The organism is Microbacterium sp. Leaf159 (assembly GCF_001423615.1).
GTDB lineage: Bacteria > Actinomycetota > Actinomycetes > Actinomycetales > Microbacteriaceae > Microbacterium.
In genome coordinates this window covers 431,857-457,231 of sequence record NZ_LMOU01000002.1, presented here as the reverse complement: position 1 = coordinate 457,231, position 25,375 = coordinate 431,857, and the positions used below count along the sequence as shown (strand labels likewise).

The 25,375-nt window shown below is 66.8% G+C and carries 29 protein-coding genes and 1 pseudogene; all 30 read left to right on the top strand.

The genetic code is table 11. From position 1 onward, the window contains the following. Positions 1-280 precede the first annotated feature (280 nt). Positions 281-9,397: an isopeptide-forming domain-containing fimbrial protein gene (locus tag ASF80_RS15860; RefSeq protein WP_056312876.1), complete on the top strand. Its 9,117-nt coding sequence runs from the start codon at positions 281-283 to the stop codon at positions 9,395-9,397. A gap of 125 nt (positions 9,398-9,522) precedes the next feature. Next, complete coding sequence (locus ASF80_RS15855) at positions 9,523-9,735, top strand: hypothetical protein (RefSeq protein WP_056312873.1); 213 nt, start codon at positions 9,523-9,525, stop codon at positions 9,733-9,735. A gap of 862 nt (positions 9,736-10,597) precedes the next feature. Next, a complete protein-coding gene (rpsJ, locus tag ASF80_RS15850; protein ID WP_017201594.1) occupies positions 10,598-10,906 on the top strand; it encodes a 30S ribosomal protein S10 in 309 nt (102 codons plus the stop codon). An 8-nt stretch (positions 10,907-10,914) separates the two neighbouring features. After that, positions 10,915-11,574 (top strand): 50S ribosomal protein L3, encoded by a 660-nt coding sequence (rplC, locus tag ASF80_RS15845; RefSeq protein WP_056312872.1) that lies wholly within the window; start codon positions 10,915-10,917, stop codon positions 11,572-11,574. A 2-nt stretch (positions 11,575-11,576) separates the two neighbouring features. Further along, positions 11,577-12,239 carry a 50S ribosomal protein L4 gene (gene rplD / locus ASF80_RS15840; protein ID WP_045253843.1) on the top strand — a complete coding sequence of 221 codons (663 nt, stop codon included), beginning with the start codon at positions 11,577-11,579 and terminating at the stop codon, positions 12,237-12,239. Continuing rightward, positions 12,236-12,559 (top strand): 50S ribosomal protein L23, encoded by a 324-nt coding sequence (gene rplW, locus ASF80_RS15835; RefSeq protein ID WP_017829206.1) that lies wholly within the window; start codon positions 12,236-12,238, stop codon positions 12,557-12,559. The genes rplD and rplW overlap by 4 nt, the downstream gene beginning before the upstream one ends. A 20-nt stretch (positions 12,560-12,579) precedes the next feature. Then, complete coding sequence (rplB, locus tag ASF80_RS15830; protein WP_045253842.1) at positions 12,580-13,419, top strand: 50S ribosomal protein L2; 840 nt, start codon at positions 12,580-12,582, stop codon at positions 13,417-13,419. Between the two features lie 12 nt (positions 13,420-13,431). Beyond that, a complete protein-coding gene (gene rpsS, locus ASF80_RS15825; RefSeq protein WP_017829205.1) occupies positions 13,432-13,713 on the top strand; it encodes a 30S ribosomal protein S19 in 282 nt (93 codons plus the stop codon). A 25-nt stretch (positions 13,714-13,738) separates the two neighbouring features. Further along, positions 13,739-14,137, top strand: coding sequence for a 50S ribosomal protein L22 (gene rplV, locus ASF80_RS15820; protein WP_053097482.1), 399 nt, complete (start codon positions 13,739-13,741; stop codon positions 14,135-14,137). Next, the gene (rpsC, locus tag ASF80_RS15815) at positions 14,137-14,892 is read left to right on the top strand and encodes a 30S ribosomal protein S3 (RefSeq protein WP_017201587.1); all 756 of its coding nucleotides are present in this window, start codon (positions 14,137-14,139) and stop codon (positions 14,890-14,892) included. The genes rplV and rpsC overlap by 1 nt, the downstream gene beginning before the upstream one ends. Next, positions 14,892-15,311 carry a 50S ribosomal protein L16 gene (rplP, locus tag ASF80_RS15810; protein WP_056312870.1) on the top strand — a complete coding sequence of 140 codons (420 nt, stop codon included), beginning with the start codon at positions 14,892-14,894 and terminating at the stop codon, positions 15,309-15,311. The genes rpsC and rplP overlap by 1 nt, the downstream gene beginning before the upstream one ends. After that, on the top strand, positions 15,311-15,628 hold the full coding sequence (gene rpmC, locus ASF80_RS19465; RefSeq protein WP_017829202.1) for a 50S ribosomal protein L29: 318 nt from the start codon (positions 15,311-15,313) through the stop codon (positions 15,626-15,628). Before rplP ends, rpmC begins: the two co-directional genes overlap by 1 nt. After that, positions 15,628-15,945 (top strand): 30S ribosomal protein S17, encoded by a 318-nt coding sequence (rpsQ, locus tag ASF80_RS15800; protein WP_042538763.1) that lies wholly within the window; start codon positions 15,628-15,630, stop codon positions 15,943-15,945. Before rpmC ends, rpsQ begins: the two co-directional genes overlap by 1 nt. After that, positions 15,942-16,310, top strand: coding sequence for a 50S ribosomal protein L14 (rplN, locus tag ASF80_RS15795; RefSeq protein WP_053097479.1), 369 nt, complete (start codon positions 15,942-15,944; stop codon positions 16,308-16,310). The genes rpsQ and rplN overlap by 4 nt, the downstream gene beginning before the upstream one ends. 3 nt (positions 16,311-16,313) lie before the next feature. Beyond that, on the top strand, positions 16,314-16,673 hold the full coding sequence (rplX, locus tag ASF80_RS15790; RefSeq protein WP_056312869.1) for a 50S ribosomal protein L24: 360 nt from the start codon (positions 16,314-16,316) through the stop codon (positions 16,671-16,673). Continuing rightward, positions 16,673-17,263, top strand: a complete 591-nt coding sequence (gene rplE, locus ASF80_RS15785) for a 50S ribosomal protein L5 (RefSeq protein WP_056312866.1) — start codon at positions 16,673-16,675, stop codon at positions 17,261-17,263. Before rplX ends, rplE begins: the two co-directional genes overlap by 1 nt. Positions 17,264-17,383: 120 nt before the next feature. Further along, positions 17,384-17,782, top strand: a complete 399-nt coding sequence (gene rpsH / locus ASF80_RS15780) for a 30S ribosomal protein S8 (protein WP_045253835.1) — start codon at positions 17,384-17,386, stop codon at positions 17,780-17,782. Positions 17,783-17,788: 6 nt separating this feature from the next. After that, positions 17,789-18,325: a 50S ribosomal protein L6 gene (gene rplF, locus ASF80_RS15775; protein ID WP_056312865.1), complete on the top strand. Its 537-nt coding sequence runs from the start codon at positions 17,789-17,791 to the stop codon at positions 18,323-18,325. A gap of 2 nt (positions 18,326-18,327) precedes the next feature. After that, the gene (gene rplR / locus ASF80_RS15770) at positions 18,328-18,687 is read left to right on the top strand and encodes a 50S ribosomal protein L18 (RefSeq protein ID WP_029260926.1); all 360 of its coding nucleotides are present in this window, start codon (positions 18,328-18,330) and stop codon (positions 18,685-18,687) included. Continuing rightward, positions 18,684-19,382: a 30S ribosomal protein S5 gene (gene rpsE, locus ASF80_RS15765; RefSeq protein ID WP_056312863.1), complete on the top strand. Its 699-nt coding sequence runs from the start codon at positions 18,684-18,686 to the stop codon at positions 19,380-19,382. Before rplR ends, rpsE begins: the two co-directional genes overlap by 4 nt. Then, a complete protein-coding gene (rpmD, locus tag ASF80_RS15760) occupies positions 19,382-19,567 on the top strand; it encodes a 50S ribosomal protein L30 (RefSeq protein ID WP_042538783.1) in 186 nt (61 codons plus the stop codon). The genes rpsE and rpmD overlap by 1 nt, the downstream gene beginning before the upstream one ends. Then, positions 19,567-20,193, top strand: a complete 627-nt coding sequence (rplO, locus tag ASF80_RS15755) for a 50S ribosomal protein L15 (protein ID WP_082478091.1) — start codon at positions 19,567-19,569, stop codon at positions 20,191-20,193. Before rpmD ends, rplO begins: the two co-directional genes overlap by 1 nt. Before the next feature lie 102 nt (positions 20,194-20,295). After that, positions 20,296-21,618, top strand: coding sequence for a preprotein translocase subunit SecY (secY, locus tag ASF80_RS15750; RefSeq protein WP_056312861.1), 1,323 nt, complete (start codon positions 20,296-20,298; stop codon positions 21,616-21,618). Beyond that, positions 21,615-22,211, top strand: a complete 597-nt coding sequence (locus ASF80_RS15745) for an adenylate kinase (protein WP_056312860.1) — start codon at positions 21,615-21,617, stop codon at positions 22,209-22,211. The genes secY and ASF80_RS15745 overlap by 4 nt, the downstream gene beginning before the upstream one ends. Positions 22,212-22,221: 10 nt before the next feature. Beyond that, entirely contained in the window at positions 22,222-23,070 is an 849-nt protein-coding gene (map, locus tag ASF80_RS15740) for a type I methionyl aminopeptidase (protein WP_056312858.1), read from the top strand. A 156-nt stretch (positions 23,071-23,226) separates the two neighbouring features. Next, the gene (locus ASF80_RS15735; protein WP_056312856.1) at positions 23,227-23,886 is read left to right on the top strand and encodes a DsbA family protein; all 660 of its coding nucleotides are present in this window, start codon (positions 23,227-23,229) and stop codon (positions 23,884-23,886) included. Between the two features lie 180 nt (positions 23,887-24,066). After that, positions 24,067-24,288 carry a translation initiation factor IF-1 gene (gene infA, locus ASF80_RS15730; protein ID WP_017201569.1) on the top strand — a complete coding sequence of 74 codons (222 nt, stop codon included), beginning with the start codon at positions 24,067-24,069 and terminating at the stop codon, positions 24,286-24,288. 64 nt (positions 24,289-24,352) lie between these two features. Further along, positions 24,353-24,469 (top strand): 50S ribosomal protein L36, encoded by a 117-nt coding sequence (rpmJ, locus tag ASF80_RS15725; protein ID WP_033106073.1) that lies wholly within the window; start codon positions 24,353-24,355, stop codon positions 24,467-24,469. A gap of 155 nt (positions 24,470-24,624) precedes the next feature. Beyond that, positions 24,625-24,999, top strand: a complete 375-nt coding sequence (gene rpsM, locus ASF80_RS15720) for a 30S ribosomal protein S13 (protein WP_056312854.1) — start codon at positions 24,625-24,627, stop codon at positions 24,997-24,999. A 32-nt stretch (positions 25,000-25,031) separates the two neighbouring features. Further along, a pseudogene (rpsK, locus tag ASF80_RS15715) lies at positions 25,032-25,375 on the top strand (30S ribosomal protein S11); the annotation flags it as partial.

The following is a 25,375-nucleotide window of genomic DNA, read 5'->3' as shown; positions in this document are numbered from 1 at the left end:
CTGACAACAGGGGTCGGACCTTCGGGTCCGGCCCCTTTTGTCGTACCCCCGAAGCGCCACGCCGGTTTATGTCATTGAATATAACGCGAAGTGTCATATATCGTTGTGAGTGCTGCGTTCCGCGCAGTACGCACGCTCGTGCCCGAGGTCAAGGTCGGTCACGACACCGCTGATGCTCGGAGAGCCCCGAAGCCCTCCTGAGCCGTATGGCGGTGCGCGTGCGGATAGGGGAGTGCCTGCACACCGGGGAGTGGCGTGCAGGGTTAAGGGGAGTTTCAGCATGCGTTCGACCCTGCGTCGAAAGAACATTCAGCGCGCCCGGAGACTGACGGCGATCACCGCCGTCGTCTCCCTGATCGCCGGGGCACTCGCCCTCGGGGTCACGGCGCAGACGGCATCCGCCGCTCTGTGGGCGCCCACCATCTCGGCGCAGAACGTCGATCCGGCCTCGGCCGGCAAAGACTTCGTGCTGGCAGGGGAGAACGTCGGATTCGACGTCGACGTCACCAACAGCGGTGGGGGAGCGCAGTTCAACCTGAGCCTCGTCGCGGCCGTTCCCGCCTCCGTCACCCTGGTCTCGGGCGGCAGCTTCGGCACGCCGACGGTGTACGCGGAAGGCGACGTCCTGCCGAACCGCTCGCGCACGGCATCCGATGCCTCCTGCGAGTCGCTCGGCCTCGTGAACGCGCCCGGCCAGCCGCTTCTGTGCGCTGTGCCCGCAGGTCAACAGGTCTGGGTGTGGTCGAACGTCAACGACCTCCCGCAGGGCGGCACTGTCTCGTCGCGCGTCACGATCGCGCCGAACGGCGACGAGTACCCCGTCGGCAGCGAGGTCGGCTTCTCGATCCGCGCCTACACGAGCGACGACCCCGCGCGTCTCCCCACCTTCGACGGATCACCCAGCGTCTCGCGCACCACCGCGCACACGTCGGGCGCTGCCCTCGCGATTGATGACGTTCCGGTGCGCGCGCTGCGCATCGTCAAGACCGAGCCGAGTGCCGAGACCGAACTCCTGCGCGGCGCTCACCGCAGCATCACGACCTACACGCTCGACGTCGAGAACACGACCCGGGGCGCGACGACGGGTGCCTCGGTCACCGACTACCTCCCCGCGGGCCTCGAGTACCTGGGTCTCGCGACCGGCGACAACTCCGCGGATGCCGAGTACGACGGCTCCGGCACCCTCGCCGGCGGCGTCACGGCCGGCGAGACGGTCGACACGGTGTCGTTCTCCGCATCCGAAGCCGCGGCGCTGGGTCTTCCCGGTGCGGGCGTCTACACGAAGGTCACCTGGTCCCTCGGCGACCTCGCCCCCGGCGCGAAGGCTCAGATCCGCTATCACGCCGCCGTCCCGCTGTTCGCGAACGCGCTCTGGCCCGAGGGCGCGGCGCCGTCGCCCGCCGGCGGTGCGCAGGCCGCGAACCTCGACAACAACACCGGTGCCTCCACGCGCCACGGCGGGGTCAGCGACCCCACGGACGCGCAGACCTTCCGGAACGTCGCCGCAGTCGCCGGCACCTATCAGGGGCCGGTGCTGAACGACGACGAGAAGCTCCGCGCCGCGCACGACGACGATGACGAGATCATCGAGGCCGTCGACGTCCGCGTCCTGAAGGGCGTGGACGACGGCAAGGCCTTCACCACCGGATCCCTCGCCACCTACTCGGTGCAGGTCGACGTCAGCGAGTACGTCGACGCACGCGGGATCGTCCTCACGGATGTCATCGCTAACGGTCTCTGCCCCGCGTTCCCCGGCTCGCCGGACGGCGTCTCGCTCATGATCGGCGACCTCGAGGTCTCGCAGCAGACGTGGAACGCCGAAGTCCCCGGCGACGCCTGCAACTTCCCGACCGAGGCGAGCGGCGCGGTGCTCTCGCCCGAGCTGCACCTCGCATCCATCCGCTACACGCCGACCGACGGAACCTTCACCGTCGTCTTCGCGGTCGACGACCTCGACGCCGGCGAGTCGTTCACGGCTCAGTACTCCGTCATGCAGCGCCCGAACTACACCGGTGCGGCCGGTGGCACCAGCTCGGGTGACAGCTTCCTCAACCACGTGACGGTGACCGCTCAGACCGAGCCGATCGCGGCGATCGCGAACGACCCCGCGCTCAGCGACCGCGTCGGCGGCACCCGTCATGTGAAGGACGACTCGTCCGCTCTCATCACGTCGAACTTCACCGACCTCAGCAAGACCGTGCTCGAGCGTGGCACGTCGTTCGAGGACGCGACCGACGCCGACTGGGTGACGGTGGCGACGCAGCCGTTCTCGCCCGGCGACGACGTCTGGTACCGCCTGATCGTGCCCTTCGCCGACGGCATCGACACCCGCAACCCGATCCTCACCGACTATCTGCCCGAGGGCGTCGCGGTGCGGGAGATCCTCTACGGCTACCAGGGCATCACCGGTTTCGCCGACGTGACCGACCCGGTCGCCTACGGCACCGGCTCCTTCCCGACGGCGTACATTCCGAACACGGCACCGACCGGCACCTCGCTCACCTGGGAGTTCGGAGCGCGCAACCGCGGCACCAGCAGCGACCGGTTCGTGCCCGCAGGCAGCACCATGACCGTCTACGTGCGCGGCGAGGTGCAGTCCCAGTCCGCATCGCGCGACGAGGTCGACAGCCCCGCGAACCAGGCGAAGTACCAGCAGGTCAACGTCGACGGCGTGCTCTCGTTCCTCCGCAAGGAGGCGACGATCGACCTCGACTGGGGTTCGACGCTGACCAAGGGCATCCGCTCGGTGAACGACGAGGTGATCGGCGCGGACTTCGGTTCTCGCGTGCCCACTCGTCAGGTCGTGCAGAACGACGAGGTCGAGTACCGCATCGACGTGCGGGCTCCGCAGAACGGCACCACCGACTACGTCGTGTGGGACGTCCTGCCCGCAGGGGTGAAGAAGGCCGATGTGGCCTCGTTCACCTCCGCGCTCTACGACGGAGGCACCGAGACGGCGACCAGCCCGACCGACCTCGACGTGTCCGTGTACGACTCCGGTGAGACTCTGCCGGACGGCATCTCGCTCAGCAGCGCCTCCACCGGACGCTCTGTCGTGGTCTGGAAGGTCGGGGCCTCGATCGCCGGCTCCACCCCCGCGACGGATGCCGCGCCCGAGGTCGTCCGCGGCCTCACGCTCGGATACACGCTCACGGTTCCCTCCGGCATCCCCGGTGGTGGCGATGCCGCGCAGCCGACCCAGAGCTACACGAACTCGGCCGGGATCGTCAGCTACGGCATCGAGAACACCGGGTCGAAGATCACGACCGTGGTCCCGCAGAGCGACGCGGGTGGCCAGCAGCTGACCACGCGCACGACTGCCGACGGCGAGGTCTCGGCATCGGATGTCGACACCGTCGGCACCGCCGAGGTGCACCTGCCCGATGTCGCGATCGCGAAGAGGCTCGTCTCGACCGAGGTCGCACCCGTCGCGGACGCCGCAGCCGGGGTCACCGACCTCGGCGACGGCAATCGCAACACGGCGGCGCAGATCGTGCAGGGCGAGTACGCGACCTTCGAGTACTCGGCGACGATCCCGGCGCACACCACCGTCAATGGTGCCGTGCTGTCCGACGGCGGTGCGCTCGCCCTGCGTAACGGCAGCGTGACCTACCAGTACGTCGCCGGAAGCGCGAAGTACCTCGGCCCCACGGGGGCGCAGCTCACGATCGGCACCGGCACGGGCGACTTCCGCGCGGCCGAGACCGCGGGGGCGGCGCACGGCGTGCTGACGTTCCCCGACACGTACACGAACGGCACCGCCTCGGCGCAGACGTTCCGCGTGCAGATCACGCTGTGGGTGAAGGATCGGGATGCCTCGGCCGCGAACAACGGCGCCGTGAACGTGCCGCCCGGCGCGATGAAGAACACCGCGAGCCTGGGCTTCCTCGACCCGAACACAGACGGAGCCACGCGCCTCACGCGCACGGCCTCCGCAGAGGTGCAGTTCGTCGAGCCCGTTCCGACGCTGACGAAGAAGGCGTCGTCCGCGACCGTCTCGGCCAGCGGCACGGTGACGTACACGCTCACGGCGAGCAATGCGGCGAACAGCCCGGCTCTCTACGACGTCGTGATCCTCGACTGCGTGCCGGCCGAGATCACACCGAGCGCTCTGGCGCCTTCGGCGGGCACCGCCCGCATCCTCGCCGACACGTGTGCGATCGGCACGGGTGACGCGATCCAGCGCGGATCGGGAACCGGCACGCTCATCGAGTGGACCATCCCCGCACTCCGCGGCGCGGGTGCGGCTCCGACCCTCACGTACCTCGGCACCGTCGAGGCTCTGGCCGGCGGTGGCTCGCAGTTCACCAACCGCGCCGAGCTCACGGGTCGCACGCTGCCGCTCGCAGTGGGCGCCGACAGCGACACGTCCGACCGCAGCGGCACCTACACCGCCAAGGCGAACGCCACCGTGCGGATGCCTGACGCAACGATCGACAAGTCGGTCAGCACGGCGTCGGCACCGGTCGGCGACACGGTCACCTACACCGTGAAGACCACGCTTCCGACGAGCACCAACTTCTACGACGTGACCCTGACCGACACGCTTCCCGCAGGCGTCGACTTCGTGGCGGCGGGCACGCACACCGAGACCGCGCAGTGGGCCGGAGCACCGGATGCTCCCGAGATCGGGCAGCCGACGGTGAACGGTCGCGTCCTGTCGTGGAAGATCAGCCAGGACGACATCATCGCCTGGGACCAGACCCGCACCATCACGGTGACCTACCAGGCGCGCATCACGACGGCGGTGACCGCCGCGTCGCTCGTCAACAACGCCACGTTCACGTGGGGCCGGGTCAACGGTTCCACGACCGATCGCACCTCGCAGAGCGACACCGCGACCGTCGGCGTCCTGAACCCGAACGTCACGATCGCCAAGGCGGTCAAGACGACCGGCGCGGCGGACAGCACGTACGGCGCGGCCTCCGCGGGCGGACCCGACCAGTCGTTCACGTACCGCGTGCGCGTCTCCAACGCGACCGGCGCGGGCACATCGCCCGCGTACGGCGTCGTCGTGACCGACACCGTGGGCGCAGGCATCCGCATCGACACCACACAGACGATGCTCGACGGGGCGACGTTCTCGGATGCGGACGCGCTGCGCGCCGGCAAGGGCGGAACGATCACCTGGACCCTCCCCGGGCCGCTCAGCAACATCGCGGGTTCCAACACGTACGACCTCGTCTACCGGGGAACGTTCGTGGAGGCCGCAGCACTCGGCACGGGCGCGCTGGGCAACCAGGTCGCCGTCACCCGCTACGAGTCCGCGACGACGGACGGCTGGGTCTACACGCCGGGCACCGCATCGCGCCCAGGCGGCGGCGCGAACCCGACCACGAACACCACGGGTGCCGCGGCCATCACGCCGCGCTTCCCGCAGGTGGCACTGAGCAAGCGCGTCACGGCAGGCTCCGAAGCATTCGTCGGCGAGACCTTCTCGTGGACGCTGCAGGCTCGGAACACCGGGACGGGCTCGGCTCAGACGCTCACCCTCACCGACACGCTCCCGGCGAACTGGCAGTACGACGCGACCGTCGTGCCGCGTCTCACCGTCGGCACGCAGGCAGCCGTCGATCTCGGGGCGCCCGTCATCGGTGTCCAGAACGGACGCGAGACCGTGACCTGGACGATCGGATCCGCGACCGGTCAGGCGCTCCTGCCCGGCACGGCGTCGGGTGCGACGGATGCTCAGCGCACACTGCTCGTGACCTTCTCGGCCACGCCGCACCCCGGTGCCGTGACCGATCCGGGCGCAGGGCTCTCGATCGACCACCGCAACACCGTCACGGGTGCCGCGACGGACGCGACCGGAGCCACGCGCAACGCGGGCGGCGCGTACGTCGGAGCGGATGCCACGGCCGACGCGCACATCGCGCGCGCCGACCTGAAGGTCGTCAAGGCGGCCATCGGCGGCGACGCCCAGGGTGCGTGGACCGCCGGCGACGCCGCGCGCTCCGGATACACGCAGCCGCAGTGGCGCATCACGGTCACGAACCAGGGGCCGGATGCGGCGAGCGGACCGTTCGTCGTCACGGATGAGTCCGTGCTCCCGGCAGGCGTCACGAACGGAGCCTTCACGGCGCGGTACTACTCCACGGCATCCGACACGACCGGTGTCGCGCTCGCGCTGACGGGCTCCGGAACCGCATCCGACCCGTTCGTGGTGGGAGACCGCGCGCGCACCCTCGCCGCCGCAGGTACCGACCGCATCGTCCTCGTGGCGAACGTGTCGATCCAGGCGCCGGCCACGGGCACCGCGACGAACACGGCCGGTGTCACCGGCCGCACGTTCGAGCGCCCGGCCGACATCACGAAGGACAACACCGCAGCAGCCTCGAAGCCGATCTCGAGCGCGGCGGACCTCGCCGTCACGAAGTCGGTGAACACAGCCGAGGTCACCGCTGGTCGTTCGCTCACCTGGAGCATCAAGGTGCGCAACAACGGTCCTTCGGTCGCCGTCTCCACCGACGCCGACCCGATCACGGTGACCGACACGATCCCCTCGGGGATCGGCGAGGTGCGCGATCCGTCCGCCGGCCTGACGTCCTGGACGGTCACGGCATCGGACGGGTGGCCGGCCGCCGCGGGCGACACCATCACCTGGACCTTCGTCGGAGAGCAGATGCCGGTGGGTCCTGCGCAGGACCTGTCGCTCACCGGAACCGTCGATTCGTCGTGGACCGGGGGAGCCATCCGCAACGCGGCATCCGTCGAGCCCGGTGCGACGACCGATCCGGTCCCCGGCAACAACACCGGCGAGGTCACGGTCACCCCTGGCGATGACACGACTCTCGCCGTCACCAAGACGCGCGTCGTGCTCGACGACGGCGACTGGAAGGATGCCTCCCAGCTCGGGGCCGCCCTGCCGGACGTCGTCGCGGGCGAGACCGTCAGCTACCGGGTCGTCGTGACGAACAACGGACCGGCGGATGCTCGGGACGTGCGTATCGTCGATGAGGTCCCGTCGATGCTCTCCTACTCCTCGGTGCAGGACGAGAACGGCACCTGGACCCGCACGGCGGGACCGGCCGCGAACGACACGTTCGCGGTGGCGGGCACCGTGCCGGCAGCGACCGGGAAGAACACGCGGTCGTTCATCGTGACGTACGCGGTGGACTCGACGCTCGCTCCGGGCTCCGAGGTGGAGAACTGGGTGCAGGCCGAGGCGACCAACTCGACGAACACCCCGCGCGACGGCGACACCACCGCATCCGACCGGGTGGCCGACCTCTCGATCGTGAAGGTGGCGCTCGACGCGGACGGTGCTCCGGTCGGAGCGGATGCTCCCGAGGTGACCGCGGGCACGCAGACGCGCTTCCTGCTGACCGTCACGAACAACGGTCCGAGCATCTCGAGTGCGCCGATCGACATCGCCGACCGCCTGCCGGCCGGGATGACGTACGTCTCGTCGACCATCGACGTCGCAGGGTCCGGCGCGGTCGCGGCCGACGCGACAGTGACTGACGGCGGCCGCTCGATCGCCTGGTCGGCGCTGGCCGAGGGGGAGACCCTGGCATCGGGTGCGACGGTGGTGATCGAGGTCACTGCAGCGGTCGCCGCGGACGTGCGTCCGCAGCGACTCGTCAACGCCGCCGACGTGACGGGCCCGGAGGACTTCGATCCGACGAACAACCACAGCGAGGTCGCGGTCGAGATCGTCACGCTCGCCGAGCTCTCGATCACGAAGACCGTCGCCGACGGCCCGTGGATCGCGGGTACCGAGGTCGAGTACACGCTGACGGTGCGCAACGACGGCCCTTCGGTGGCCGACGCGTTCGTGACCGACGTGCTTCCGGAGGGACTCAGCGCGGTCTCGATCGCCGGTGAGGGCTGGACGTGCGACGACGCGAGCGAGAGCTGCTCCCAGGCGGGGCACCCGCTGGGCGACAGCACCATCACCGTGGTCGCTCTCGTCGCGTCGAACGTCCCGACGGGGACGCAGCTGACGAACACGGCGACGCTGTCGTGGTCGGACAGCCGCTCGGACTCGCCGCACGAGGACGTCGACACGGCGGTGATCGACGTCACGACCGACGCCGATCTGCAGCTGATCAAGACGGCGATCGACAGCGAGGGCGCGGAGATCTCCTCCGCGGTGGCGGGCGAGAGCATCCGCTACCGCGTGGAGGTCGCCAACCTCGGTGCCAGCGACGCGGTCGGTCCCGTCACGGTCGTCGACCGTCTTCCCGCAGGCGTGAGCTTCACGTCACTCGCGGGCGACGCCTCGGCGGCGTGGGCGGCCGCAGTCGACGAGGCGGACCCGCAGAGCGTGACGTTCACGCTTCTGCCCGGTGACGCGGGGCTCGTCGAGGGCGCCACGACGCCCGTGATCGAATTCGATGCGCTGATCGACCCGACCGTGGTGCACGGATCGACGCTGACGAACACCGCGACGGTGTCCTCCGGCACGCCGGACTCGAACAACGACAATGACACCGACACGGCCTCCGTGGCAGTGGATCGGGAGGTCGACCTCGCCATCACCAAGACGCATGATGCGGATGCCGTGCGCATCGGCGACCTGCTTCCGTTCACCCTCGAGGTGCGCAACAGCGGTCCGTCCGAGGCGACCGGTGTCGTGGTGACCGATCTCGTGCCCGCGGGTCTCGAGGTCACCACTCTCGTGGGCGACGAGGTGGGCGATGACTGGACGATCGACTCGATCGTGCCGGCCGACGCCGAGGATCCTCTCGCCGGAACCCTGGTGACCGCGCGCTACGCGCTGCCGCTCGTGCCGGGCGAGACCGCGGCCCCGCTCGTCGTGACGACGCGGGTGCTGGTCTCGGCGTACTCGGAGGTCATCAACGTCGCGGATGTCACGGCGACCGAGATCACCGATGGGCACCCCGACCGCACGCCCGACGACAACCGCGCGTCCGACGTGGTGACAGTGCCTGGCCTCGCCGCGCTCGTGGTCACCAAGACGGCCGTCGGTGGCTTCCAGGTCGGCAAGGTCGGCGTCTACGAGATCGTCGTGCGCAACGACGGCCCGACCGCGGACCCTGGCCCCGTCACCATCACGGATGCGCTGCCCGCAGGACTCGCGTTCGACGGCTCGCCCGATCAGGGTGTGCGGGTGGACGGCCGGGTCGTGACGTGGACGCTCGAGGACGGTCTCGCCCTCGACGAGGAGGTCACTCTCACCCTGCGCGTGCGCATCGGCGAGCAGGCGTACCCGTCGGTGACCAACGCCGTCGTGGTGGATTCGCCGACCGAGCAGACCGATGAGGCGCAGCTCGTCGACGACGCGACAGTCGATGTGAAGGCGGCCGACCCGCTCGCGACGACCGGAGCCGAGACGGCCTGGAGCCTGATCGCGATGGCGCTGCTGATGCTCATCTCCGGAGGGCTGTTCCTCGCGTACCGCCGTCGACGGGACGCCGTCACCGCCGAGTAGTCGCGACAGGGAGGGGCGGTCTGTATGACCGCCCCTTTCGCGTCTCTTCCGCCCAGGCGCCGATCCGGGCAGAATGAACGTGCGTCGGGGATCCGCCGCATCCGATCGCATACAAGGGGGCCCGCATGGGTATCGAGGACACCGTCAACAAGGGCAAGGATCTGTACGAGCAGAACAAGGACAAGATCGCCGAGGCCGTCAAGAGCGAGCAGGCCGAGGACATCAGCGACAAGGTCCTCGACGGCGTCGCCGACTTCGCGAAGAAGCTCGCTCCGGGTGCCGCGGACAAGATCGACGAGATCCGCGACAGCGCCGACAAGGCCGTCGGCAACGAGTGACAGCTCGCCATTGAGACCGAGAGCGGCGGCTCCCTGAGGGGAGTCGCCGCTCTTGTGCGTCCGGAACCAAGTATTCCGGGTGGCGGTATCGCGTTTCAGCGGCCTGTTCCCGTAGAATGATTCTCGATCGCCTGGGGAACTTGCGATCAGGGATGTCGAAGGGGTTCGACTTCCCGAATTCACGCGGTTCGCCGCGTCAAACTGGGGAATACGATTTTGGGGATCATCGTGCGACGCGCGCACTCTGTGCGCTCTGACGTCTTCCCGCCCGCGCGGCGGTCGCTTCGCCGCGCCCTCGGTCGAGGATCCCGGCGTCCCTTCACGCCGGTCTCCTCGCGTTCGGTGTGCCCCCTCGCACTGAACGCCCTCCCCAAGCGGGGCGAGGCATGGGGATGCCTCGCCCCGCTCTCCTCAGCGCGCTGAGGGGTCGTCGGCGGCGTCGATCAGAGGCGCCGATCCGACGGCTGGGGTGTGCCCTCAGGAGATGCACAGCCGGCGCGACACGCCCGGGTTTGCGCAAGTGAAATCGGCCGTGGCAGAATAGACAGGTTCGACATTCCGGCGCGCTCAGCGTTGCTGGATCACCATCACGGCAGTGCATAGGCGGCGCAGGCGCGCAGGGACCTAGGCCGCGGGTGGCAGAACGATCCCGACATCTTCATCACGAGGGCTTCGCCGTGCGCGGCGGAGGTCGGACATCCGCTCGTCGAGAGACGTGCGGGATGACAGCAGAACAGTGGTGCAGCAGATCGACTCGCGAGAGCCGTTCGAGTGCCGAGGCGCGAACAGCGCCGACGTGCGTCCAATGCCCCTGGGTCACCCGGCCCAGGTCGGTAAGACGCTTAAAGAGAGAGAGCAGACAATGGCGGGACAGAAGATCCGCATTCGCCTGAAGTCGTATGACCACGAGGTCATCGACACGTCCGCACGCAAGATCGTCGACACGGTGACCCGCGCGGGCGCCACGGTCGTCGGCCCCGTGCCCCTTCCGACCGAGAAGAACGTCGTGTGCGTCATCCGGTCGCCGCACAAGTACAAGGACAGCCGCGAGCACTTCGAGATGCGCACCCACAAGCGTCTGATCGACATCGTCGACCCGACGCCCAAGGCTGTCGACTCGCTGATGCGTCTCGACCTTCCTGCCGATGTCAACATCGAGATCAAGCTCTGAGGTCGGACATGGTTGACATCAACTCCAAGATTTCCAAGGGCATGCTGGGCACGAAGCTCGGTATGACCCAGGTCTGGAACGAGAGCGGCAAGCTCGTTCCCGTCACCGTCATCGAGCTCGCCTCGAACGTGGTCACGCAGATCCGTACCCCCGAGAAGGACGGCTACAACGCCGTGCAGATCGCGTACGGCCAGATCGACCCGCGCAAGGTGAACAAGCCGCTGACCGCTCACTTCGAGGCTGCAGGCGTCACGCCGCGTCGTCACGTCACCGAGATCCGCACCGCGGATGCCGGCGACTACTCGCTGGGCCAGGAGCTCACGGTCGACGGCACCTTCGAAGCAGGCCAGCTCGTCGACGTCGTCGGCACGAGCAAGGGCAAGGGCTTCGCCGGTGTCATGAAGCGTCACAACTTCAAGGGCGTCTCGGCTTCGCACGGTTCGCACCGCAACCACCGCAAGCCCGGCTCGATCGGCGCATCGTCGACCCCGAGCCGCGTCTTCAAGGGCATGCGCATGGCCGGCCGTATGGGTGGCGAGCGCGTGACCGTCCTCAACCTCACGGTGCACGCCGTCGACATCGAGAAGGGTCTGCTGCTCGTCAAGGGCGCCGTCCCCGGTGCTCGTGGCCGCATCGTCTACGTCCGCAACGCAGTGAAGGGTGCCTGATCATGGCTGACTCCACTCTCGCGCTTGACGTCCTCAAGGCAGACGGCAAGAAGGCTGGCTCGATCGAGCTTCCCGCCGAACTGTTCGACGCCAAGACGAACATCCCGCTCATCCACCAGGTCGTCGTCGCGCAGCTCGCGGCGGCTCGCCAGGGAACCCACTCGACCAAGCGTCGCGGTGAGGTCTCGGGTGCCGGCCGCAAGCCCTTCAAGCAGAAGGGCACGGGTAACGCTCGTCAGGGCTCCATCCGCGCGCCGCACATGACCGGTGGTGGAATCGTGCACGGCCCCAAGCCGCGCGATTACTCGCAGCGCACCCCCAAGAAGATGATCGCCGCTGCCCTCCGTGGTGCACTGAGCGACCGCTTCCGCGGTGACCGCATCCACGCCATCGAGTCGTTCGGCATCGACGGCACGCCTTCGACCAAGACCGCGGTGAACTTCCTCACCAACGTCGTCTCGTCGAAGAACGTGCTCGTCGTCATCGAGCGCAACGACGACGTGACGCTGAAGAGCATCCGCAACCTGTCGAACCTGCACGTGCTGACGTTCGACCAGCTCAACGCATACGACGTGCTCGTCTCCGACGACATCGTCTTCACCCAGGCCGCGCTCGAGGGCTTCATCGCCTCCAAGTCCGGCGCCAACCAGGAGGTCTCCGCATGAGCGAGCAGGCATCTGTTCTCCAGACGGCCCTGAACAAGGACCCGCGCGACATCATCCTGAAGCCGGTCGTGTCCGAGAAGAGCTACGGTCTCATCGACGAGGGTAAGTACACCTTCCTCGTGGACCCGCGCGCTTCGAAGACCGAGATCAAGCTCGCCATCGAGAAGATCTTCGGCGTCAAGGTCGCTGGGGTCAACACCCTCAACCGCGTCGGCAAGGCTCGTCGCACCCGCTTCGGCACGGGCAAGCGCAAGGACACCAAGCGCGCCATCGTGACCCTGAAGTCGGGCACCATCGACATCTTCACGGCAATCGGCTGATCCGGGGGATAAGGACAATCATGGCTATTCGCAAGTACAAGCCCACGACCCCGGGCCGTCGCGGCTCGTCGGTGGCTGACTTCGCCGAGATCACCCGATCGACGCCGGAGAAGTCGCTGCTGCGCCCGCTCTCGAAGACCGGTGGTCGCAACAACCAGGGCCGTATCACGACCCGTCACATCGGTGGTGGCCACAAGCGCCAGTACCGCGTCATCGACTTCCGTCGCAATGACAAGGACGGCGTGGACGCCAAGGTCGCTCACATCGAGTACGACCCCAACCGCACGGCACGCATCGCGCTGCTGCACTACTTCGACGGCGAGAAGCGCTACATCCTCGCGCCGGCGAAGCTCAAGCAGGGCGACGTCATCGAGTCGGGTGCAGGTGCCGACATCAAGCCGGGCAACAACCTCCCGCTGAAGAACATCCCGACGGGTACCGTCATCCACGCGATCGAGCTCCGTCCCGGTGGCGGCGCGAAGATGGCACGTTCGGCCGGTGCATCCGTCCGTCTCGTCGCCAAGGATGGCAACTTCGCTCAGCTGCGTCTGCCCTCGGGCGAGATCCGCAACGTCGATGCGCGCTGCCGCGCGACCATCGGCGAGGTCGGAAACGCCGAGCAGTCGAACATCAACTGGGGTAAGGCCGGCCGCATGCGCTGGAAGGGCGTCCGCCCGACCGTGCGTGGTGTCGCGATGAACCCGGTCGACCACCCGCACGGTGGTGGTGAGGGCAAGACGTCCGGTGGACGTCACCCCGTCTCCCCGTGGGGCCAGGCTGAGGGTCGCACCCGTCACGCCAACAAGGAAAGCGACAAGTACATCGTGCGTCGTCGTAACGCCGGCAAGAAGCGTAAGTAGGAGTAAGAGAAGATGCCTCGCAGTCTTAAGAAGGGCCCCTTCGTCGACGATCACCTGCTTCGCAAGGTGGTCGTGCAGAACGAAGCCGGCACCAAGAACGTCATCAAGACCTGGTCCCGCCGGTCCATGATCATCCCGGCCATGCTGGGTCACACGATCGCGGTCCACGACGGTCGCAAGCACATCCCTGTGTTTGTGTCCGAGACCATGGTCGGCCACAAACTGGGCGAGTTCGCGCCCACCCGCACCTTCCGCGGCCACGAGAAGGACGACAAGAAGGGCCGCCGCCGCTGACGCGGTGGCGATAGAGGAGAGAGAAATGGTGGAGTCCATCGCACGCGTGCGACACATCCGCGTGACCCCTCAGAAGGCTCGTCGTGTCGTCGCGCTCATCAAGGGCAAGCAGGCCCAGGAGGCTCTGGCGATCCTGAAGTTCGCACAGCAGAGCGCCAGTGAGCCGATCTACAAGCTTGTCGCGTCGGCCATGGCCAACGCGCAGGTCAAGGCGGATCGTGACGGCGAGTACCTCGACGAGCAGGACCTGTACGTGGCTAACGCCTACGTAGACGAGGGCACGACGCTCAAGCGTTTCCAGCCCCGTGCACAGGGTCGCGCTTTCCAGATCAAGAAGCGCACGAGCCACATCACGGTCGTGCTCTCGACGCCTGAGGCAGCTCCGGCTGCGGCAAGCGACAGCAACAAGAAGGCGAGCAAGTAATGGGACAGAAAGTAAACCCGTACGGCTTCCGCCTCGGCATCACGACTGACCATGTGTCGCGTTGGTTCTCGGACTCGACGAAGCCGGGTCAGCGTTACGCCGACTACGTCGCCGAGGACATCAAGATCCGCAACCTGCTGAAGACGCAGCTCGACCGCGCCGGTGTCTCGAACATCGAGATCGAGCGCACCCGTGACCGCGTCCGCGTCGACATCCACACCGCCCGTCCGGGCATCGTGATCGGTCGTCGTGGAGCAGAGGCCGAGCGCATCCGCGGCGACCTCGAGAAGCTCTCGGGCAAGCAGATCCAGCTGAACATCCTCGAGGTCAAGAACCCCGAGGCCGACGCTCAGCTCGTCGCACAGGGCATCGCCGAGCAGCTCTCTGCTCGCGTGGCGTTCCGTCGTGCGATGCGCAAGGGTCTCCAGGGCGCGCAGCGCGCTGGCGCCAAGGGCATCCGCATCCAGGTCTCCGGCCGCCTCGGCGGCGCCGAGATGAGCCGTTCGGAGTTCTACCGCGAGGGTCGTGTGCCGCTGCACACGCTGCGCGCGAACATCGACTACGGCTTCTACGAGGCGAAGACCACCTTCGGCCGCATCGGCGTGAAGGTCTGGATCTACAAGGGCGACCTGACGGCGAAGGAGCTCGCTCGCGAGCAGGCCAACGCACCCAAGGCTCGTCGTGATGACCGTGGTGGCGACCGTCGTCGCGCACCGCGCAACGAGGCACCCGTCGCAGAAGGAGCGTCTGCCTGATGCTTATTCCCCGTAAGGTCAAGTTCCGTAAGCAGCACCACCCCGGCCGTAGCGGCCAGGCGACCGGTGGCACGAAGGTCTCCTTCGGCGAGTACGGCATCCAGGCGCTCACGCCTGCTTATGTGACGAACCGTCAGATCGAGTCCGCTCGTATCGCGGTCACGCGTCACATCAAGCGTGGCGGAAAGGTGTGGATCAACATCTACCCTGACCGTCCGCTCACCAAGAAGCCTGCTGAGACCCGCATGGGTTCCGGTAAGGGTTCCCCCGAGTGGTGGGTCGCCAACGTCAAGCCGGGTCGCGTCCTCTTCGAGGTCTCCGGTGTGAGCGAAGAACTCGCTCGCGAGGCACTGACCCGAGCAATTCACAAGCTGCCTCTCAAGGCACGCATCATCAAGCGCGAGGAGGGCGACGCGTAATGGCGATCGGCACCAAGGAGCTCGCTCCGGCAGAGCTCGACACGTTCGAAGACCAGCGCCTCGTTGAGGAGCTGCGTAAGGCCAAGGAGGAGCTGTTCAACCTCCGTTTCCAGTCGGCCACCGGCCAGCTGGAGAGCCACGGCCGCATCCGCGCCGTCAAGCGCGACATCGCGCGCCTGTACACCGTGATCCGCGAGCGCGAGCTGGGCATCCGTGCGACGCCCGCTCCCGTCGAGGCTCCGGCCAAGAAGGCGACCAAGTCGAAGGCGAAGAAGGCGGACTCCGCCGACGACGCCGTGAAGGAAGAGGCTGAGTGATGGCCACCAAGAAGGAAGCCGCCGTCGAGGCTGAGCACGCCGCACACGATGTCCGCGATGCGGATGCCCGTGGGTACCGCAAGTCGCGTCGTGGCTACGTCATCAGCGACAAGATGGACAAGACCATCGTGGTCGAGGTCGAGGACCGCGTGAAGCACCCGCTTTACGGCAAGGTCATCCGCCGCACCTCGAAGGTCAAGGCGCACGATGAGGCGAACTCCGCCGGCATCGGCGACCTCGTCCTGATCAACGAGACCCGCCCGCTCAGCGCCACGAAGCGCTGGCGTCTGGTGGAGATTCTGGAGAAGGCCAAGTGATCCAGCAGGAATCCCGCCTCAAGGTCGCCGACAACACCGGCGCGAAGGAGCTGCTCACCATCCGTGTGCTCGGCGGCTCGCGTCGTCGTTACGCCGGTCTGGGTGACACGATCGTCGCGACCGTCAAGGACGCGATCCCGGGCGGAAACGTCAAGAAGGGCGATGTGGTCAAGGCCGTCATCGTCCGCACGGTCAAGTCCACGCGCCGTCCCGACGGTTCGTACATCAAGTTCGACGAGAACGCCGCCGTGATCCTGAAGAACGACGGGGAGCCCCGCGGCACCCGTATCTTCGGACCGGTCGGTCGCGAGCTTCGTGACAAGAAGTTCATGAAGATCGTCTCGCTGGCGCCGGAGGTTATTTAAGTCATGGCGAAGATCAAGAAGGGTGACCTGGTTCAGGTCATCACCGGAGCGACGCAGGAGCGTGGCGGAGATCGCGGCAAGCAGGGCAAGGTCCTCGAGATCCTGGCCGACAAGAACCGCGTCATCGTCGAAGGCGTGAACTACGTCACCAAGCACACGCGTGTCGGTCAGACGCAGCGTGGCACCAAGACGGGCGGCCTCGAGACTGTCGAGGCCTCCATCCACATCTCGAACGTCGCACTCGTCGACCCCTCGACCAAGAAGCCGACCAAGGTCGGCCACCGGGTCGAGGAGCAGACCAAGGACGGCGTCAAGCGCACCGTCCGTGTGCGGTACGCGAAGAAGTCAGGTAAGGACCTCTGATGGCAACCACCGACGCTGCGGTGGCTGGCAAGATCCAGCCCCGCCTGAAGGCGAAGTACAAGGCCGAGATCCAGCAGAAGATGCAGGATGAGTTCGGCTACACCAACGTGATGCAGATCCCCGGTCTGGTCAAGGTCGTCGTGAACACCGGTGTCGGTGAAGCGGCCCGTGACAGCAAGGTGATCGACGGCGCGATCGACGATCTCACCAAGATCACCGGTCAGAAGCCGCTCGTCACGAAGGCACGCAAGTCGATCGCGCAGTTCAAGCTGCGCGAGGGCCAGGCCATCGGCGCACACGTCACCCTCCGTGGCGACCGTGCGTGGGAGTTCCTGGACCGCCTCGTCTCGCTCGCGCTGCCCCGCATCCGCGACTTCCGCGGTCTGTCGGCCAAGCAGTTCGACGGCAACGGCAACTACACCTTCGGTCTCCAGGAGCAGAGCGTGTTCCACGAGATCGATCAGGACAAGATCGACCGCGTTCGCGGTTTCGACATCACTGTCGTCACCACCGCGAAGACGGACGACGAAGGTCGCGCACTTCTGCGTCACCTCGGCTTCCCCTTCCGTACGGAAGACGCCAAGGCGTAAGCGGTTTCGGGCGGGGCGCACAGCGCCCCGCCCGATCCCGTACAATTGAAGATTGCGTGTCATCGCAGGCCGTCTGTCGTGTAACGGCAGCCGGAACCTCATGAACAAAGGAAAACAACAATGACAATGACAGACCCGGTCGCAGATCTGCTGACCCGTCTGCGTAACGCGAACTCGGCGCACCACGATTCCGTGACCCTGCCGTCGAGCAAGCTCAAGACGCACATCGCCGAGATCCTCCAGCAGGAGGGCTACATCGCTGGATGGGAGACGACTGACGCTCGCGTCGGCTCGAACCTCACCCTTCAGCTGAAGTACGGCCCCAACCGCGAGCGTTCGATCGCGGGCATCAAGCGCGTGTCGAAGCCCGGCCTCCGCGTGTACGCGAAGTCCACCGAGCTCCCCAGGGTCCTCGGCGGCCTCGGCGTGGCCATCCTGTCCACCTCCTCCGGTCTTCTCACCGACCGTCAGGCAGAGCAGAAGGGCGTGGGCGGAGAAGTTCTCGCCTACGTGTGGTAATCGAAAATGTCGCGTATTGGACGACTTCCCATCGACGTTCCCGCGGGCGTGACCATCTCGGTCGACGGCCGTCAGGTCGCGGTGAAGGGCCCCAAGGGTGAGCTCACCCTGACGGTCGCAAAGCCCATCGAGGTCGCGGTCGAGGAGAACCAGGTTCTCGTCACCCGCCCCGACGACGAGCGCGAGTCCCGGTCGCTTCACGGCCTGACCCGCACGCTCATCAACAACAACATCATCGGCGTGACCCAGGGCTACACCAAGGGTCTCGAGGTTGTCGGAACCGGTTACCGCGTCGCTCAGAAGGGCAGCTCGGTCGAGTTCGCCCTGGGCTTCTCGCACCCGGTCCTCATCGACCCGCCCGCCGGTATCACGCTGACGGTCGAGGGCAACAACAAGCTCACGGTCAGTGGTATCGACAAGCAGGCTGTCGGCGAGGCAGCTGCGAACATCCGCAAGATCCGCAAGCCCGAGCCGTACAAGGGCAAGGGTGTGCGCTACGCCGGCGAGATCGTGCGTCGCAAGGCCGGAAAGAGTGGTAAGTAACCATGGCTCTCAAGTCAAAGTCTGACGCCCGCGCGCGTCGTCACGCCCGCCTTCGCAAGAAGGTCGTCGGCACCGAGGTGCGTCCGCGCCTCGTCGTCAACCGTTCGGCTCGCCACGTCTTCGTGCAGCTTGTCGACGACAGCAAGGGTCACACCGTCGCGTCGGCTTCGACGCTCGAGACCGACCTGCGCTCGCTCGAGGGTGACAAGACCGCCAAGGCCCGCAAGGTCGGCGAGCTTCTCGCCGAGCGCGCGAAGGCTGCCGGCGTTTCCGAGGCAGTGTTCGACCGTGGCGGCAACCGCTACGCAGGTCGTGTCGCCGCCATCGCCGACGGCGCCCGCGAAGGGGGTCTGGCACTGTGAGTGACAACAAGGAGAACGAAGTGACCGAAGCGGCAGCTGCCACTTCCGAGACTGCCGCCGGCACCACGCAGGCAGAGCCGTCTCAGCGCGACAACCGCCGCGGCGGTGGTCGTGGTGACCGCAACCAGGGTGGCCGTGACCGCAACTCCCGCGACCGTGGGGACAACCAGTTCCTCGAGCGCGTGGTCACCATCAACCGCGTCTCGAAGGTCGTGAAGGGTGGTCGTCGCTTCAGCTTCACCGCTCTCGTGGTCGTCGGTGACGGCAACGGTCTGGTGGGCGTCGGCTACGGCAAGGCCCGCGAGGTCCCTCTGGCGATCTCGAAGGGTGTCGAAGAGGCCAAGCGCAACTTCTTCCGCGTTCCGCGCGTCGGAAGCACCATCCCGCACCCCGTGCAGGGTGAGGCCGCAGCAGGCGTCGTCCTGCTCCGTCCGGCCGCTGCCGGTACCGGTGTCATCGCCGGTGGTCCCGTCCGCGCCGTGCTCGAGTGCGCCGGTATCCACGACGTGCTGTCGAAGTCGCTCGGCTCGTCGAACACGATCAACATCGTGCACGCGACGGTGGCGGCTCTGAAGCAGCTCGAGGAGCCCCGTGCGGTCGCCGCGCGTCGTGGCCTCGAGTTCGATCAGGTCGCACCCGCGCGTCTCGTCCGTGCGGAGGCTGACGCCATCGCCGCACAGAAGGTAGGTGCCTGATGGCTGCGCGCCTGAAGGTCACGCAGGTCAAGTCCAAGGTGAGCGAGAAGCAGAACCAGCGTGACACGCTGCGCAGCCTCGGTCTGAAGCGCATCGGTGACAGCACCGTTCGCCCCGACGACGCGCAGACGCGCGGTTACGTCAAGACCGTCGCCCACCTCGTCAAGGTTGAGGAGATCGACTAATGGCTGAGAAGAACGAAGCCGTCGAGGCCGAGAAGGCCCCGAAGAAGGCTGCCGCTCCCAAGGCCGCAGCTGAGAAGAAGCCCGCCGCCAAGAAGGCACCGGCGAAGGCGACTGAGGCCAAGGCCGACGCCGTCAAGAAGCCGGCTGCCAAGAAGGCTGCGCCGAAGAAGGATGCTCCGGCATCCCGCCCCGGCGTGCTCAAGGTGCACCACCTGCGTCCGGTCCCCGGATCCAACACCGCGAAGACCCGTGTCGGTCGCGGTGAGGGCTCCAAGGGCAAGACCGCGGGTCGCGGTACCAAGGGTACGAAGGCTCGCAACACCGTTCGCGTCGGCTTCGAGGGTGGGCAGATGCCTCTGCACATGCGCACCCCGAAGCTGCGCGGGTTCAAGAACCCGTTCCGCGTGGAGTACCAGGTCGTGAACCTGGAGAAGCTCGCGGAGCTGTACCCCAAGGGTGGCGACGTCACCATCAGCGACCTGGTCGCCAAGGGTGCCGTTCGCAAGAACGAAAAGGTCAAGGTTCTCGGAAACGGCGACATCGCCGTGAAGCTCACCGTCGCGGTCGACAAGGTCTCGGGCTCTGCCGAGCAGAAGATCGTGGCGGCCGGCGGATCCGTCAAGTAACCACTTCATAAGAGGGGTCGGAGATTCTCCGGCCCCTCTTATGGGTTAGCCTGTTCTTTCAGCCGTCCCTCAGGGATCGGCAACCTTTTCAGGAGGACGTCCTTGTTTAGCGCCATCGCGCGGATCTTCCGCACGCCCGACCTGCGTCGGAAGATCGGTTTCACCCTCGCCATCGTCGCCATCTACCGGCTTGGCTCGAATGTCCCTGCTCCGTTCGTGAACTTCCCGAACGTCGAGGAGTGCCTCGCTCAGAACTCAGGCACGGAGGGACTCCTCGGGCTCGTCAACCTCTTCTCCGGTGGCGCGCTCCTCCAGCTCTCGATCTTCGCGCTCGGCGTCATGCCGTACATCACCGCGACGATCATCACCCAGCTCCTCCGGGTCGTCATCCCTCACTTCGAGGCGCTGCACAAGGAGGGTCAGGCCGGTCAGGCACGACTCACCCAGTACACCCGCTACCTGACGATCGCGCTGGCACTGCTGCAGTCGACGACCCTCGTCACGGTCGCCCGCAGCGGACAGCTCTTCGGCACGACCGACGTCGCCGCCTGCCAGAACCTCCTCACGAACGATGTGTGGTGGGCGCAGCTGCTCATCATCATGGCGATGACCGCCGGTACCGGCCTCATCATGTGGTTCGCCGAGCTCGTCACCGAGCGCGGCATCGGCAACGGCATGTCGCTGCTGATCTTCACGTCGATCGCCGCGACCTTCCCCGGCGCCATGTGGCTCATCTGGGAGAGCAAGGGCTTCGAGGTCTTCCTCCTGGTGCTGCTGGTCGGAATCATCGTCATGGGCCTCGTCGTGTTCGTCGAGCAGTCTCAGCGACGCATCCCGGTGCAGTACGCCAAGCGCATGGTCGGACGCCGCACGTATGGCGGCACGAACACCTACATCCCGATCAAGGTGAACATGGCGGGTGTGATCCCCGTGATCTTCGCCTCGTCGCTGCTGTACATCCCGGCACTGATCGCGCAGTTCAACACCCCGCAGGACGGCTCCGAGCCCGCCGCGTGGGTCACATGGATCAGCGCGAACTTCACCACGGGAAACCACCCGGTCTACATGGCCGCGTACTTCCTGCTGATCATCGGGTTCACCTACTTCTACGTCGCGATCACGTTCAACCCTGTCGAGGTCGCCGACAACATGAAGAAGTACGGCGGGTTCATCCCCGGCATCCGTGCCGGTCGTCCGACCGCCGAGTACCTCGACTACGTGCTCACGCGCATCACGCTTCCCGGCTCGATCTACCTCGGCCTGATCGCGCTGATCCCGCTGATCGCTCTCGCCACCGTCGGCGCCAACCAGAACTTCCCGTTCGGTGGTGCATCGATCCTCATCATCGTGGGTGTCGGTCTCGAGACGGTCAAGCAGATCGATGCGCAGCTGCAGCAGCGTCACTACGAAGGGCTCCTCCGATGACTCGATCAGCTCGTCTCCTCATCGTCGGGCCGCAGGGATCCGGCAAGGGCACCCAGGGTGTCCGCATCGCCGAGTCCTACGGCATCCCGGTCGTCTCCACCGGCGACATCTTCCGGGCCAACATCAAAGAGGGCACGCCGCTCGGCCAGCAGGTCACGGCGGTCCTCGACCGCGGCGACCTGGTCCCCGACGAGCTGACCAGCGAGATCGTCCGCGATCGCCTGTCGCAGGATGATGCGGCGAATGGCTTCCTGCTCGACGGATACCCCCGTAACTCAGCTCAGGTGGCGCACCTCGACGCGTTCCTGGCGGAGCGCGGCGAGTCCCTCGACGCGGTGATCCTGCTCGACGTTCCTCGCGAGGAGAGCATCGAGCGTCTCAAGCTCCGCGCGGCGGAGCAGGGGCGGTCGGACGACACCGACGAGGCCATCGCGCATCGCCTGGACATCTACGAGCACGAGACGGCTCCGATCCTCGAGGTCTACGGCCCGCGAGGCGTCGTCGACCGCATCGACGGCGTCGGCAGCCTCGACGAGATCACCGAGCGCGTCTTCGCGGCGCTGACCGCACGCGGTCTGCGCCTCGCGGCCTGATCTGCGCACGATGTTCCGCAAGTCGATCTATAAGAGCGCCGCACAGCTGCGCGCGATGGTCGAACCCGGCCTCATCACGGCGGCGGCCCTCGAGGCCGTCCGTCCGCTGATCCGTCCCGGCGTCACGACCCTCGAGCTCGACGCCGAGGCGAACAGGGTGATCCTTGCTCGTGGCGCGGAGTCGAACTTCCAGCTCGTCCGCGGCTACCGCCACACGACCTGCATCTCGGTCAACGAGGAGGTCGTGCACGGCATCCCCGGCGAGCGAGTGCTGCAGGCGGGCGACATCGTCTCGATCGACTGCGGTGCGCAGTACCAGGGCTGGAACGGCGACAGTGCGATCACCGTCGTCGTCCCGGATGACAGTCGCCCCGAGCTGGTCGCCCAGCGCGAGGAGCTCTCCCGGGTGACCGAGGGGTCGATGTGGGCCGGCATCGCCGCCATGGCGTCCGCTTCGCACCTCGGTGACATCGGAGCAGCCATTCAGGGCTACATCGAGGCACAGGGCCCGTCAGCGGTCTCCGGCGAGACCTACGGCATCCTCCGCGAGTACGTGGGTCACGGCATCGGCCGCAAGATGCACGAGGCGCCGAGCGTCTTCAACTACCGCACGCCCGACCCCGGCGCCGACGTCAAGCCGGGGCTCGTGCTCGCCATCGAGCCGATGGTCACAGCCGGCAGTGACGAGACCTTCGTCGAGGATGACGACTGGACGGTCTCGACGGTCGACGGCACCGACGGCTCGCACTGGGAGCACAGCGTCGCCCTGCACGAGGGCGGTATCTGGGTGCTCACTGCGGTCGACGGGGGAGCGGCAGGCCTCGCGCCCTTCGGCGTGACGCCGACGCCGATCGCCTGACCAGGCGGATGCCTGCGGTGACGTCCGTCGCAATGCAGAGCGTCGTCACAACGCGCACATAGGTTTCTCCGGGCAGAATGGGTGTATGGGTGCGCATGCGCCCGCAGACTTCAGGCCGGGTCCACCGTGAGTGGACCTCGACAGAAACGGAAAACCATGGCAGCCGCGAAAGGCAACACCAACTGGTTCGTGATCGGCGTCTCGGCGGCAGTGGTGGTCGTTCTGGCCGTCCTCGCCTTCGTCGTCGTGTTCCTGAACAACCAGGCCACGTCACCCGGCACCGCGCCGCAGAGCTCCATCGTGAACGAGGAGACCGGTGCGATCTCGTTCGGTACGGGTGAGGACGAGATCGACACGTACGTCGACTTCATGTGCCCCGTGTGCGGCCAGTTCGAGGACGCATACGGCGAGCAGCTGCAGGCGGCAGCCGCCGACAACCAGATCACGCTGAACATCCACCCGGTCTCGATCCTCAACCGGTACTCGACGACCGGCCAGTACTCGTCCCTGTCGGCAGGCTCGATGTACTGCGTCGCCGCCGAGGCTCCCGATGCGACACTGGACTACTTCAACCTGCTCTTCACGAACCAGCCGGAGGAGAACTCCGCCGGGCTCAGCGTCGCGGAGCTCAGCGCCCTCGCCGAGCAGGCGGGCGCGGGGGCCGCGGCCGACTGCATCGCTGACGGCACGTACACGAAGTTCGCCGACTCGCAGACGAAGGCCCACGAGATCACCGGAACCCCGACCGTCGAGGTCAACGGCACGCGCATCGACAACAGCGAGATCGCGACCGAGTTCGCCAAGATCCTCGGCTGATCCGCTCGCGTCCACCAACGGGAGTTCCGGTATCCTGCTCAGGTTGCCGGAACTCCCGTTGTCGGATAACATAGATCCTTGGTGCCTTGCGCCTTGATTCGGCGTGTCTGAATCGGCACAGGTATCGCAATCCAACCACCCACCGCAGATCGACCGGTCTGCAGAAGCGTCAGCGAGGCTATGGCTAAGAAAGACGGTGTCATCGAGATCGAGGGCGTGATCTCCGAGGCTCTGCCCAACGCGATGTTCCGCGTTGAGCTCTCCAACGGACACAAGGTCCTGGCAACGATCTCAGGAAAGATGCGGCAGAACTACATCCGCATCATCCCCGAGGACCGCGTCGTCGTGGAGCTCAGCCCCTACGACCTCACCCGCGGCCGTATCGTCTACCGCTACCGCTGATCGGTCGAGAAGTAACGGCCTGCCCCAGCTCGGGGCGGTACGAAGACAGCGAACAGGAAACATCATGAAGGTCAACCCCAGCGTCAAGCCCATGTGCGATCACTGCAAGGTGATTCGTCGCCACGGCCGCGTCATGGTGATCTGCAAGAGCAACCCGCGCCACAAGCAGCGCCAGGGTTGAGTGCCCGTCGGCCACGCCGACGGACTCTTCGGATCTGACTCACAACTCAACACACACAACGGCAGGATCAGATTCCACGCGAGTGGAGGACACCTCGGGACAGAGGCCCGGGCACCGATCCTGCTCCACACCTCTACCAAACACAGGAGAACCGCATGGCACGTCTTGCCGGCGTTGACATCCCGCGCGACAAGCGCGTGGTGATCGCCCTTACCTACATCTACGGCGTCGGCCGTACCCGCTCCGTCGAGATCCTCAAGGCGACGGAGATCGATGAGAGCATCCGCGTGAAGGACCTCAGCGATGACCAGCTGATCGCCCTCCGCGACCACATCGAAGGTACCTACAAGGTGGAGGGTGACCTGCGCCGCGAGGTCGCCGCAGACATCCGCCGCAAGGTCGAGATCGGCTCCTACGAGGGCATCCGCCACCGTCGTGGCCTCCCGGTCCGTGGTCAGCGCACCAAGACCAACGCCCGTACCCGCAAGGGCCCGAAGCGCACCGTCGCAGGCAAGAAGAAGGCCCGCTAAGCGCGGCCCCCAGGGACTAGGAGAACACTTTCATGGCTGCACCCAAGGCCGCCGCGCGCAAGCCGCGCCGCAAGGAAAAGAAGAACATCGCGCTGGGCCATGCCCACATCAAGTCGACGTTCAACAACACCATCGTCTCGATCACCGACCCGTCCGGAGCTGTCATCAGCTGGGCATCGTCGGGTGGCGTGGGCTTCAAGGGCTCGCGCAAGTCGACCCCCTACGCCGCTGGTCTGGCCGCCGAGTCGGCCGCCCGCCAGGCGCAGGAGCACGGCGTCAAGAAGGTCGACGTCTTCGTCAAGGGACCGGGCTCGGGTCGCGAGACCGCGATCCGTTCGCTGACGGCCGCCGGCCTCGAGGTCGGTTCGATCCAGGA